A 13207-nucleotide genomic window follows, 5' to 3' on the forward strand; every position below is an offset into this window, starting at 1 on the left:
AGTTGTGTACGAAAATTAAATTGCCATATGTAATATAACGTTCATAATTTCATTATGTTTTTTTCAAATTCCTGTCAATAAAAAAATCTACTTGAGTTACACATTACGCTCTCCTTAATCAAGGAAGTTTCATTTGATACATTACTTATGAATGTTTTCATCATTTAAGTATTAAAATTTATAATTATAACCGAAACGTATTACCTGTGTTTCGTAATAATCAGTACTTGTATATCTAAAGCCATCACTTTGAATATCTTTCTTTATTCTCAGTGTGTTTGCAATATCAGTGGCATTAATAAACAATTCTCCTTTACCTTTTTGAATAGTCTTTTTTATACCTAAGTCAATTGAAAAACGTGATGCAATTTTACCCTGTGGAATAATATCAGGGGCTAAATATATTGCTGTAATTTGTCCATCAATTTTTCTAGGTAAATGTAGCGTGCCATTGAATTTAATATTACCTGATGTTATTTCTTGTTTAGGAGCAGTAAATGTATCTAATTGAGGATATCTGTTTATAACAGAATAAGACTCAATAGTGTTTTTATATCCATTCAAATTTAGACTTAAAGTTGCCCATTTCTCAATATCTTTTGATAGGAGCATCTCTATTCCTGTATTGTAACTTTTTCCAGCATTTTGAAATACGTTATAAATTATTGTGTTATTCGGAACTATTGTTGAAATGCGAGTAATAGTCGCATTCATCATCTTGTGATATGCAGATGTGTATATATATCCACCTGCCCAATTCCTTTTATATCCAAGTTCAACAGTATTAGTGAATTGAGGACGTAACGCAGGATTGCCGACTTTTACTATCTCTGCATCATCATATTTAGGAAATATTCTAATATCTACTTCATTAGGGCGGTCTACTCTTCTGTTATAAAACAGGGATAGTTTATTGTAGTCATTCATTTTGTATGTAAATCTGAGGTTAGGGAAAGGCTGGATGTAGTTGTAACCGTCACTTGTATACGTGTTGTGATTTGGGTTTACATCATACTGTATACCTACATACTCAACTCTAACTCCCGCTTCAACCTCAAGTTTTTTGCTTTCAAAAACATAATTTCCATATACAGCAGGTATTGTCTCAGAATAGTTTGCCCAACCTCCTGCATTTACATCTAGTGGGGAATTAAGACCTGGTATAAACTGCATATTTACAGGGATATATCTATAACGAAACTTTAGACCAGTTTCAAAACGTCCATATTTTAGAGGTTGTGTATAGTCAATATTTATATCAGCTACCTGCTCGTCAGATATGAGTTTAAAAGAATCGAGACCTGTATATGTAGGTAAAATATTTGTAAAGAAGTACTGCTCATTTTCTCTATGATATGTATAGTTTAACGAGGTGCGCACTGTTCGCCCAGCTTGTTTAAACTTATGTTCCCAAGATGCCGATGCTGTTGCAGTAGTTTTTAGTTCGTCTTCTATAAACGTCCAAAGACGTAATCTTTGTGATAGGTCATTATTGAAAAATGGTTGGTCGCCTCTGTCTATTATTTTCTCACTACTAAAGAGTCCTGAAATGGTGACAATGTTTTTATCATCTGCATACCAGTCAAGCCCAGTTTTGGCTGTAATAATATTTGTGTTCCGGTTTCTTTTACTTTGTTGTTTTATTATTGTGCCATCATCATAGCGTCTTTCAACAAATTCGTTTTTATTGAGTGTTTGAGTATAAAGGTTGTCAGCTTGCAAAAAGATATTTGTCTTTTTCTTTCTATAGTTTATAGATAACGATGGATTGATCTTTGGCGTGTATTGATATTGTGGTCGTATAGTAGGGTAGTTTCCTTTTTTAATCCATAATGCACCAAGCCCACCAGTTACACCAACTTTCCCATTAAACCCATCTTTCTGCTCCTTTTTATAAATAATATTGATAATCCCTGCATTTCCATTTGCATCGTATTTAGAAGAGGGATTATTAATAATTTCTATTTTTTCAATAGCAGACGCTGGAATATTGTCTAATCCTGATTGTGTTCCAAACCCTGTTAGTGCTGTTTGTTTCCCATCTATTAATACCATCACTTTATCACTGCCTCGTATTTGAACTTTGTTTTCTTGTACTGTTACACTAGGTAGATTTTTCATTGCATCTAATACAGAGCCTCCTGTTTGTGTGATATTGTCAGTGATGCTAAATGTTTTCTTATCCATTTTTCCTGATACAGCATCTCTTTTAGTAATTATTACTACTTCGTCTAATGCTTGTTGGTTTTCTGTTAAATAGATAGTACCTGCATCAAGGTATTTGCTTAATCGTCCTACAAGAAGAGGTGTCTTTTTGGGTATAAATCCTAGATACTTCACCTCTATGAAATATTCACCACTTTGAATATTGTTTAAAGAAAACCTGCCCTCCTCATCGGTTAAGGCACCAGCTACAAAAGCACTGTCTTTTTCTGTTTTAAGTATTACGTTTGAGTACGATACTACTGCATCTGTTTTTTGTTCTTTGATTTGCCCAGAGACTGTAATATCACCTGTTTGGGCATATGTATATATACTCACTATTGAAAGGAGTACAGTTATTATAAACTGTTTCATTTTTGTTTAATTTTTCTTTAAATGTTGAACATAGATGTATTACTATTCTCAAAAGGATAGTAATAAAAGCATTGTCCAGAATATTCTGGACAATGCTTATTTAAGAAAGATTAGTCTTCATCATCTTCATGACTATCGTCCTCTTCCTCATGGTCGTGATTATCTTCCTTGTTCTTTTTACTTTTTATGAAATTACCATTAGCATCAAATATGAGGTCGGTATCATCTACCTCTGCTTCATACGTAATTGTTCCATCAGAGGAAACTGTTTTAGCAGCCTCTTCAATCTCACCTTTAGCACTCGCATATTTTAATGCTTTTGTTGGCAAGTCTTTTACAGAAATTGAAGTTTCTGTTTCTTCGACAGTTGCATTGGAGTTGAATAAGATAGATATTTTGTGTCCATCTTGCTTGTAGGTGGCTTCATACTTGCCATCTTCATTTTCCCATTTTACTCCTTTTGCATTAGGATGTAATTTCATAAATGCCCCTTTTATATTATTTGGAATATTTTGGGCATGTGTTGTTGTTACGCATAACACGGTAACCAACAACAATATAATTGCTGTTCTCATTATTAAAATGTTTAATTCATTAAAAAAATATTTCTATTCAGATAAAAAACTAAACAATAGGAGGACGGAAAATATCTGTATTGTAATTGTAGTGGTAGAAATTATTCTTATTAGCAGGGTAGTCAACTCTGTCAGTTATTTCTATGAAAGGGAGGAGGCTAACTTGTAGCGTTCTAGGGATTGCAACTACATATTGTGATGATGACTGTGTGATTTGGAATGGCTGATGCGGTAATTCTCCTTCTTCTTCCTCTTCATCACCCTCAAAAAGCTGCTCAATTTCTTCCAAATTGAGTAGGTGCTCAAATACAAAATCTAATGGCGTAATATCGGGGTCTTCTATACTACAGTGCTCATACATTTTGCATAAATATACAGAGCGCATATCCATTGTTGGTTGCGCTATATAGCCTATGCTTAAAAGCATCATTAAAAAGAGCACTATTACTTTTTGCACTAATAACAAAGTTAAATCAAATTTCGATGTAAATATATTTTAACCAGCAAAATGTATTAAAACTATGTGAAAGTGTTGTTAATCTGTTTTATGTCCCAATAACAGCATCCAGTGCATCGTCAGCATCTTTATGTATAAAATTAGATTGATAGCCGATTGTTGTTGTTAAAGAAGAGTGTCTGTATAGCTTTTGAAGCATTTGGATTGGTATTTTATCACCTGAAAGATTACCGAAAGTATGACGAGCAATGTGCATCGTTAGATCGGTATTAATATTAGCTGATTCCGCTACAGCTTTAAGTGCCTTATTTAAACGCTTAGTAGCATAAGATGTTTTACGTTGTACATCATATTGGTCGTTGATATTAGTTACTACTTCTAAGTCTGGAAAGACTAAGTCGTGTTTAGGTTGCTCTCTTTTATACTCAGCCAGTATCTTAATCACTTTATCAGACAACTTTAAAGAACCAGCTTTGGTATTTTTACCCATAGAGTAGTGGAGTCTATCACTATGAAAATCAGACCATTTAAGGAGTAATACATCCGAAATACGCATACCTGCAAAATAGAAGGCAAAAAGCCATAAGTTGCGTGCGTGATGTAATTTCTTGTCGATTAATTCAACATTTTCAAGTCGTTGTACTTCTTCACGTGTTAATCCAACTTTTAGAGAATCTGGGAATTTTATCTGTATCTTATTTTTTCCAAAAGGGTAGTGTTTCTGTTCCACAATACCAGCCTCAATAGCTTGGTTAAATATGGTACGAATAACAATTAAGTGATTAATAATAGTTCTTTCACTCACATTCCGAGAGCCTTTAAGGTAGGCACGGTACTTTTTTAGCAAGGGAACAGTAATATCCTTGAAGGAAATATCAACACCTTTTAAAAACTCTTTAAAATGTTTAATGCGGGGTTCGTCAGAAACCACTTGATTGTATTTCTTATTAGCTCTTTTGTTATCAATATACACCTGAGCCTGGGCAAAAAATGAGTTCTTATTACGAGAACGTACCTTTTTAGTGACACTATGTGAAGTGCTCCCACTATCATTTAGTTCAAGCTCCAATAATTTTTCATGAGCGTCATATACTGTTTTTTGAATAAGTGTATTTAGTTTACGAGATAGAGGGTGAGACTTTTTTACTTTTTGGTTATCAGCATCCCAATACTTCTTTTCGATATAATGACCGATATAGACATAGGAAGGTTTCCTATCCTTAATTACACGTATAGTGATTGGATAGAGTCCATCTTTATTTTGTTCATTCCATAGTATTGCTTTAACGCTTGCCACATAATAAAAATACGAAATTTTACTAAAACAATACTAAAACATTTTTGAATTTATCTGTATTATGTTGTTCTTTATTATTTATATAAATACAGTAAAATCAATACTTGTAGACCATTTGAGTACAGTTGAAACTAGTATACTTAGGATTCATAACCCTGAGGTCGAGGGTTCAACTCCCTCTCTCGCTACTAGAACAGACAAGCCTTTCAGGTCGCAAGCCTCGAAAGGCTTTTTGTTTTCGAAAACAATTCGAAAACAAAAAGCACCATTTTTATAGGTACAAATGGAGATATACCCAACAGAATGTGCTGCAAATAGCACTATTACACCTGATCTTAGACAGTTTCAATTTCAGTTTTGATTTGAACTTTGCCATGTCGGGGTCGTACATTCTTTATCTGAAAAGGTTTTTGCTCTCCCATGAAAAAACATCACCGCCAAAAATCCTTTCAATTATAATGTCAACGATTAGTCCATAGACTTAAAAATGATAAATCAGATGTTCTTATAGTCTATTTTTAATCCTAGAAGATAGTCTATAGCATCTATATATTTGTCTATGTCTACAAAATGGAACAATCTAGCGGAATTAATTTGTAGCAATGAATAATATGAGTAAACAGATAACTTAGAATGCTCCAGTGACTTATCGCCCATTTCAAAACGGTTGTTGCTTATTTTTGCTTTCCTGAATATAAAACCAAAGAAATCTGGCAAGGCAAGTAGTCCAATCTTACTTTTCTCAACAAATGTCATTTGCTTTAATAAGAAATCTTCTCTTGAAAATTTAAAGCCTTCTATATCATCTTGTAGGCCATATACATTTCTATCAAAGTACATTTGGATTTTCTGTTTCAATAATGCAGGCTTTTCATCCCTTATATATGTGTTGAGTGTGGTCACAAAATAGAACAATGCTTGGAACTCATCTTTGTTGAAATCAATAATATCGTTATTCAGGTAACTCAGATTCTTGCTTGCATTAAACAGAAGATTCTTAGGATATTTAAAACAAAAACACTGTAACCGGTATTTGATAATTATTTGCGTGAGGGCTTCGATCAATTTTTCACGTGGGCGTTTTGGGCGGAATATTTCAGTCGCGTGAAAAACCAACTTTTTCACCCTTACCTGATCAAGAGCATCTTTAAAGTCTTTATTGACGAATGCCACTAAGTCTTTAGGGACGCTTATACCGAAATAGAATATTGCGTCTTCGACATCACCATTTTTCAGATAAAACTTTGTTTCATCACATAATAAGATCGTATTTATATCATCCAGCTCTCCCATATTAGAAAACATTTTTAAAGCAAAAGTTACCACTTACATCAGGAAACTGTTCATCACTTGCATGACCAAAAAACAGGTCATATGGGTTGGATGGGTTGCGTTGCATTGCGATCATCTGAACCCAATCAAGTTCCAGCTTTTCATCTACTGACTTTGTATTTAATGCGATATTGATGCCTGCATTGTAAGTATTGGCACTGGGGTAAACTATACCATCAATGGCAGTATTATCCTTGCTAAACATCTTGCAGATCGCATTAAAGAATGCGGCACATATTTGATAGGATATATCCCGGTTATCATAGCGACAGAAAAGATCAGAAATATATTCAAGGCTATCAAGGAAGTATTGATTAGCCGGATGATGACCAAACTGTTTTATAAGGTAGTTATTATAGTATTCCCGCATAGCAGACATTGACGGGTTTCTGTCCAGGTTGGTTGCAGAAAAAGGCAATACGGCTACGGTTAGGGGCTTTTTTACACGCCATCTTCCTACCGTAAAATATTCTCTGCTTGTCTGAAAATTATGGATAGAGTTTAATGCGACCTCCATCATAATGGTAGAGATTGTATTAGAATAGGTACTATCATGCGGAATGGCAGCGTAAAATACAGGCTGACCAGAGAAATTAGCCCTACCCGGCTTTACTTTAGATAAGTCATCTTTGATATATGAAAGTTGATCCTTATTACAGAATATTTCGCCATTCTCGTTGTAACGTCCCCTTGCTATAAACCTACCAGCTTCAATTTCATAGTAGGAAATGGGTTTATGACTGTAGAACATACCAACAAAATCTTCCAATTCTTGTTGAGTGGCACCATTTTTTGCTAACTCCCAAACCTGATCTTTAAACGTTTCTAATTCCAATTCTATTTAGTATTACTGGAGAGTCTGTTCTACCCCAGTTCGATCAATATTTTTGACTTAAACGAAGTTAATATTTTGTAGATTTGTATCTAATCAAATTTTGTGCATGACGTAATTTAAGTGTGACTACATAAACATATATAGCTGTCTTCAGCTTTTTCTCAATCCGAAACTTGCAACGTTCAAACTCCGAGAAAAATGATGTAAGACGCGCCAACATGGCGTGGGCTTATTCATTCTCGGAGGGGTATTGCAAGTACCAGGATTGAGGTGTTTGAGTACCACGCCTAACTATTTCCTGCACAGTCACATTTAAAAATTATCAGAATGCACACAATGAAAAAACTTTTGGTAGCACTCATGTTGCTAACCTTTTGCCAACCTCTGTACGCGCAAGACCCAATTAGCGCCAGCACTATTCATGTTTATGATGGGGCGACACAATCTACTGCTTATGTGGACTCATTCACTTATTCTTACCAAGGGACACGACAATCCAATTACAACCCTTATTTTGAGGGGTTTGGGGCGGATGAATACACCTACTGGACTTTAAATTCTTCTACGAACCAGTATGAAGCTTTCCAAAAGGGTATCAACCTCTTTGATAGCAAAGGGAATATTATCAAACATATCTTGGGCTATATAGAACCGACAGGACTGGATACATCGGCAATCTATGATTACGTTTATGACGCAAATGACCGTATCACTTCTCGTACTTACAAAAGCAACTCTACAAGCGGGTGGTATTGGGAAAACAGGTTGAGTTACACCTATGATGCGCAAGGGAACAGGACATCCTATCTTCGAGAGATATGGGATATAGGAAATAATAACTGGCGCAATGATTCCATGAGTACCTATACTTATACAAATGGGAAGATGACAGGGGAACTCACGCAATGGTGGTGGCCGACCACAAGTAGCTGGGAAGATATAAGCAGGACAGCCATAAGCTATAACAGCAATGAGCCTGATAGTATCTTGACAGAGCAATATCATCTATCCTCATGGGATACTACTACATTAGAAGTATATCACTATGATGCAAACAATAATAACGATACGCTGACGATATTTGACTATTACACAAGTTGGGTGCCGAGCCAGCGAAACATTTATAGCTACGATAATAACCACAACCGACTATCCAATATTCAGCAGGGCTATCTAAAATCTCAAAGTAAATTCGAGAACCAGTTTCGGGAACGATACAGCTATAATACACATAATCTGCTAACCCTCACCCTGATTGATGTCTGGAACGCACAATCGTCACAATTTGAATATTTAGACGGTTATCCATATATGATGTTCAGACATTACGGCTCATTGCCATCAGGGATAGAGCGTATATCGAGTAATCGTAATTTAAAGATATTCCCCAATCCCGCTTCATCCACTATTCAAATTCAAATGATAGTGCCTCAAAGCAAAGAACTGCTTGAATTTGCTATTTACGATGCTAGCGGCAAACAGATGCGTTTCTGGCGGCATGAGCCGTATTCAGGTGGTTTATATAACCATGTGATAGATGTCACTGAAATACTTGACGGGCTGTATGTCATCCGCAATCTCAACACAGGAATATCACAACAAATTATTATTACTCACTAAATAAAAGACTACAAACATGAAATATGCATCATTACTTGTTGCAACAATCAGCCTTTCTATATTTTTAATTTCTTGTTCTAAGAATAAGACAGAACCCGCCAACAACAACGGAAGCAATAATAACAACCAGTCTACACTAAATGATAATGAAAAATACCTACTAGGAAAATGGAGACTCAAGACCATTGTCGACAGCAATTATGACCATACGACATTGCAAGGTGTCTATGAGGGTGTGAAAGATTGTAGGAAAGATGACGTGTATACTTTTTTAGAAAACAGGAAATATATAAAAGACGAAGGCGTTGATACATGTACAAAAGGACTTCTATACACAGAGAAAGATTGGAAAGTTAGTGGTGACCCTGCATCTTTGTATTATTCGTCATCAGATGCGCCAACGATTTACCCCTCATCTGGTTCAGCTCCATTCGCATTTTTTATCGAAGATGATAACACCTTCAAAGTGCGGGGCACATACTACTTCAGTGCAAGTAATCAAGGGGTTCTGATTTTTTACTATCAGAGATTATAAAAAGAGAACACAAATAAGAAATGTTTTCATGGTGAATAAGGTTTATAAGGGCTCGCCTAATCTTGGGCGGGCTTTTTTATTTGGGTTGGTAAAGTGTAGGACGAATGAATCCCCAGCTTGCGGGGAACGGTAGGACGGAACGCACCGAGCTAAATATGAAGCATCGGAATTTGAAGCACAGCCAGTTAAACATACTAAGAGGGGTAAGGCAGATTAGCCTTTTTCCTCTTGCCTTAAATAGGGTGTTTTAACGGTATTATATATTAGCCAGTTCACTTATCTTTGCAGCCCAAAATAAAAGGATGAAGCAGAATAACACCAGTGAACACTTTGACGGCTTTGAATATAAAGCCAGTGAAATTTCTAAATACTTATATTCACCAGCTTTAGGTTTATTCACTGTGGCGTTGAAAGGCAAGGGGCAGAGTGTCAATTTTATGCCTGACAATCCCGAAGCTTTTAAGACATGGCTTGATAGCCACAATATACCCGACATAAAGAATGATAGGTTTTCGTTTTAACTTATCTTCTTAGTTATAAGCAGAGTTAATATAACCATCAATATATCGGCATCTCTGATTTTAAGGTAGTATTTACAGCAATGCAGGGCAATGAATAAACATTTTGTATGTGTTAACTGTTATTAAATAAAGCAAACGTCATGACACACAGAATATATACTGCGATTTTAATATTGATAGCTAGTGTTACAGTGCTACAAAGCTGTAAAAAGAAAGATGCTGGTGTCTGTTATTGTGACTATGTGAGCGGTGACAAAAAAGAATTCAATCTTAAAGCTCTAGAACGTTCCGAGCAGATAGATTCTTGTTTTGTTCTCAATAAAAATGCGAATGCTTTTGGTGGCAGTTGTGAATTAGAATAATTATTAAAAAATTGTTCTGTATTCGAAAGTTAGGACTTACTCTTTTAAATTAATATCAGTCTTATTCGTTTTAAATTCTCATGGTGACTAGAATTATTGCACTAACCCATATTCAGATTGCCTTTTTCATTGTAGTTGATAACTTCGGTTATTTCCTCTGATTGCTTATATTTGATGGCAACAACTTTTAAATCATGCAAGTTATCTGCCTTGAGGAACAGGCATTTTATACTTTACTGGAAGAAGTGGTCGAACGATTAAAGAGTACTCAGCAACATACTGATAAATGGGTTGACCAACAGGAAGCCATGCGTCTGCTGAACATCAAGTCCAGAACAACACTCCAGAAAATACGAGATGAAGGAAAGATAAGGTTCTCACAACCTGAGAAACGGATCATCTTGTATGACCGAGAAAGTATCAATGCATACCTTGAACAACACGCAAAAGAAACATTTTAATGGAACAAGAATTTGAACAAGAGGTACATCCCAACTACCTCAAAGGGTTTAATGAAGGCTATCTGCTCAAGCAACACAATCCCGAACTTGCCGACAGCCTCGCCCGTTCTTTCAAAGATATATCATCAGAACGCGCTTCCGGATTTATCGCAGGAGGTAAGGAATACGAGAAAGAACGAGATCAAGTACTCTCCATATCATGGATGAAACCACTTCCCGGAGAAGACACTCCCCAACAGGAAAAAAACATGGATAAAGACAACCCAGACCTGGGCATAGAAAAAGACTAGCCCTCTTCGGGTTCCATGCCAGGTTCCTCAGGCTCTAACGTCTGATCAGATTTATCCGGTTCCTCTAACCTGCCAAAGGTCAGGTTTAGCTCATAAGGTTTGTCAGGCTGTGGTTCTTGTTTAGGTGTGTCCTGAACAGGCTCTTGTGCTTCTTTGGCTTTCTGATCTTTGTAATCCTGCAACCAGATCACATTGAGTTCCTGAGACCTGTCCATATCATTGGTCTTGTCTTCAGAAACAGGGCTGTCTCTTAACCCTCTATCCTCAAAATTCAATTTAAAGTCGGTGACTTTTTCCGCCCTGCCATTAGGAAGGTCAGGTTTAGGTGTGCCAATATTCTTGTTTTCATGCAGCTCATAGACTTCGTCCTTCCCTTGTAGTTCCTTTTCATCCAAATGCTCTTCAATTTCTTCTCTGAGCATATCCTCAAACATAGCCATCTGTTCAGCCGGTGTCGGAATGGATTTCTGCTCTTTGAACTTCAGGTTGCCTTCTACCTGGTGGGCAAATTGCTGAGGGTAGTTTTGCTCATATTGTTCATTGGTAGCCACATACTCATTCCACCTGCCCTGGATAGACCTGATAGTATCGGGATCATGCAGTTTGCCCAACAGTTCCTGCATGTCCTTTGGCATTTGTCTGGCCATAGTTCATCATAGTTTTCCGCGCTAGAATAAGAAAAATAGTTGACCTGAAAAGCGGGTATTAAATGCAGCACCCGGAGGGTATTATTCACGGGATTCTTTTATTAAAAGACTTATTATTATTACGCTCGATTTTATTCTTAATTGAAGATCGTGACACATAAACAATCACCGTCGGTATTAGATACCGTTTTGATAGATTTCTCTACACCTGACTATAGGTCTCACTGGACAACCCGTAATGCCGTAGAAGGAGTTCAGATATTTGGCGGGATCGGTTCAGGGAAAACATCCGGTTCAGGAAAGACCATAGCCCTTCAATATCTCTCCAATGGGTTTGGAGGTTTAGTCCTCACTGCCAAGCATGAAGAAAAAGCACTCTGGCAAAAATATTGTCGTATTGCAGACAGGCAACAAGACCTGATCATTGTAGAGCCTGGCGCAGGATATTACTTTAACTTCCTCGAATATGAATCCACCGTATCAGGCAAATCATTTACCGCTAATATCGTCCAGGTACTCAAAACAGTCATTGCTACAGGCAATGGGCCACAGGATAAAAAGGGAGATGATGGCTTTTGGGAGGGGGCTTTAGATATGCTGCTATCCAATACAGTAGATCTATGTTTGCTGGCTTACGGAAGAGTGACCGTACAAGACCTCTATGAGATCGCCCAATCCGCACCCAAGAGAACCTTCACTGGTAATAACGCTGATACAGAATCCAAGCAACAGGCGGATAATGCATTTCGTAAAGCTTACAATATCGCTATGGACAAAGTCCAGGAGCAGGTCAATAGCTGGAAAGCAGGTTTAAGTAAGGAAGAACTAGATCGTTTCAAAACCAATGCAGAGTTTACCAAAGCCGCCTCTGATCACCTGCCCGATGTAAGGCTTATGGGCTTCATCAATAACTTCTTCACAGATAGCTATCGCAATATGGCGGAAAAGACCCGCTCTATTGTTGACTTTTACATGGTGGGCTTTCTTTACGGCTTATTACGCGACCCCGTTTATTCCTTATTCTGTCGTTACCACTCCAATTTCACACCGGAAGATAGCCTGAACGGCAAGATCATTCTTATTAACCTGCCTGTAAAGGATTACTACAAGGTAGGTAAGGATACCCAGGTCATTTTCAAATATATCTGGCAACGGGCTATGGAGCGCAGACGTATTGAAGAGAATGGCAGACCTGTATTTCTTTGGGCTGATGAAGCGCAGCATTTTCTTCATGAACATGATGCGGAATACCAGGCAACCGCCAGGAGCAGTCGTATTGCAACGGTCTATATTTCACAGAACTTGCCTAACTATTTTGGCAATATGGGTGGTCGTGATGGCGAGTATAAGATCAAGAGCTTCCTAGGCACCTTAGGCACCAAGATATTCCATGCTAATGCCGATATAGAAACCAATAAATATGCTTCTGATCTCATGGGTGAAGGATGGCAAAAAGATGAATCTGAAGCCATCTCTACAACTGAGGGGAAAACATCTCATACCAATACTGTAACAGCGAGATTACAAAAGAACATTAGACCTGAGATATTCGGCATACTGAAGACAGGTGGACCGGATAATAATTGGGTGGTCACCGGATATGTCCATGTACAGGGCAAGAAATTTTCTAACGGATTTAACTACAGAAAAATAATCATTCATCAAAAAACATAATCCACACTAAATGAAAAAGAACCT

14 protein-coding genes are annotated in these 13207 nt (G+C 37.0%); 7 read left to right on the top strand and 7 right to left on the bottom strand.

What is annotated here, in order from left to right; translation table 11 throughout:
* Positions 1–171: 171 nt before the first annotated feature.
* From R2800_03415 to R2800_03440, 6 genes are all read right to left on the bottom strand, one after another.
* Entirely contained in the window at positions 172–2577 is a 2406-nt protein-coding gene (locus R2800_03415; protein ID MEZ5016072.1) for an outer membrane beta-barrel family protein, read from the bottom strand.
* 110 nt (positions 2578–2687) lie between these two features.
* Positions 2688–3152: a hypothetical protein gene (locus R2800_03420; protein MEZ5016073.1), complete on the bottom strand. Its 465-nt coding sequence runs from the start codon at positions 3150–3152 to the stop codon at positions 2688–2690.
* 49 nt (positions 3153–3201) lie between these two features.
* Positions 3202–3609, bottom strand: coding sequence for a hypothetical protein (locus R2800_03425; protein ID MEZ5016074.1), 408 nt, complete (start codon positions 3607–3609; stop codon positions 3202–3204).
* A gap of 88 nt (positions 3610–3697) precedes the next feature.
* Complete coding sequence (locus R2800_03430; protein MEZ5016075.1) at positions 3698–4906, bottom strand: site-specific integrase; 1209 nt, start codon at positions 4904–4906, stop codon at positions 3698–3700.
* A 495-nt stretch (positions 4907–5401) separates the two neighbouring features.
* Complete coding sequence (locus R2800_03435; GenBank protein MEZ5016076.1) at positions 5402–6199, bottom strand: hypothetical protein; 798 nt, start codon at positions 6197–6199, stop codon at positions 5402–5404.
* Position 6200: 1 nt separating this feature from the next.
* A complete protein-coding gene (locus R2800_03440; GenBank protein MEZ5016077.1) occupies positions 6201–7073 on the bottom strand; it encodes an RES domain-containing protein in 873 nt (290 codons plus the stop codon).
* Between the two features lie 336 nt (positions 7074–7409).
* On the opposite strand from R2800_03440, the gene R2800_03445 reads away from it, so the two are divergent.
* From R2800_03445 to R2800_03470, 6 genes are all read left to right on the top strand, one after another.
* On the top strand, positions 7410–8693 hold the full coding sequence (locus R2800_03445) for a T9SS type A sorting domain-containing protein (protein ID MEZ5016078.1): 1284 nt from the start codon (positions 7410–7412) through the stop codon (positions 8691–8693).
* Positions 8694–8709: 16 nt separating this feature from the next.
* Positions 8710–9228 carry a hypothetical protein gene (locus R2800_03450; protein MEZ5016079.1) on the top strand — a complete coding sequence of 173 codons (519 nt, stop codon included), beginning with the start codon at positions 8710–8712 and terminating at the stop codon, positions 9226–9228.
* A 302-nt stretch (positions 9229–9530) separates the two neighbouring features.
* Entirely contained in the window at positions 9531–9749 is a 219-nt protein-coding gene (locus R2800_03455; protein MEZ5016080.1) for a hypothetical protein, read from the top strand.
* A gap of 140 nt (positions 9750–9889) precedes the next feature.
* Complete coding sequence (locus tag R2800_03460) at positions 9890–10111, top strand: hypothetical protein (protein ID MEZ5016081.1); 222 nt, start codon at positions 9890–9892, stop codon at positions 10109–10111.
* 194 nt (positions 10112–10305) lie between these two features.
* Positions 10306–10572 (top strand): helix-turn-helix domain-containing protein, encoded by a 267-nt coding sequence (locus R2800_03465; protein MEZ5016082.1) that lies wholly within the window; start codon positions 10306–10308, stop codon positions 10570–10572.
* Entirely contained in the window at positions 10572–10862 is a 291-nt protein-coding gene (locus R2800_03470; GenBank protein MEZ5016083.1) for a hypothetical protein, read from the top strand. The genes R2800_03465 and R2800_03470 overlap by 1 nt, the downstream gene beginning before the upstream one ends.
* Here R2800_03470 and R2800_03475 read toward each other — a convergent pair.
* The gene (locus R2800_03475; protein MEZ5016084.1) at positions 10859–11509 is read right to left on the bottom strand and encodes a hypothetical protein; all 651 of its coding nucleotides are present in this window, start codon (positions 11507–11509) and stop codon (positions 10859–10861) included. The two genes, R2800_03470 and R2800_03475, sit on opposite strands and share 4 nt — an antisense overlap.
* Before the next feature lie 150 nt (positions 11510–11659).
* Between R2800_03475 and R2800_03480 the strand changes: the two genes are divergently transcribed.
* Positions 11660–13183: a TraM recognition domain-containing protein gene (locus R2800_03480; protein ID MEZ5016085.1), complete on the top strand. Its 1524-nt coding sequence runs from the start codon at positions 11660–11662 to the stop codon at positions 13181–13183.
* Positions 13184–13207: the final 24 nt, after the last annotated feature.

Origin of the sequence: Flavipsychrobacter sp., from assembly GCA_041392855.1 — a bacterium.
Classification (GTDB): domain Bacteria; phylum Bacteroidota; class Bacteroidia; order Chitinophagales; family Chitinophagaceae; genus UBA5543.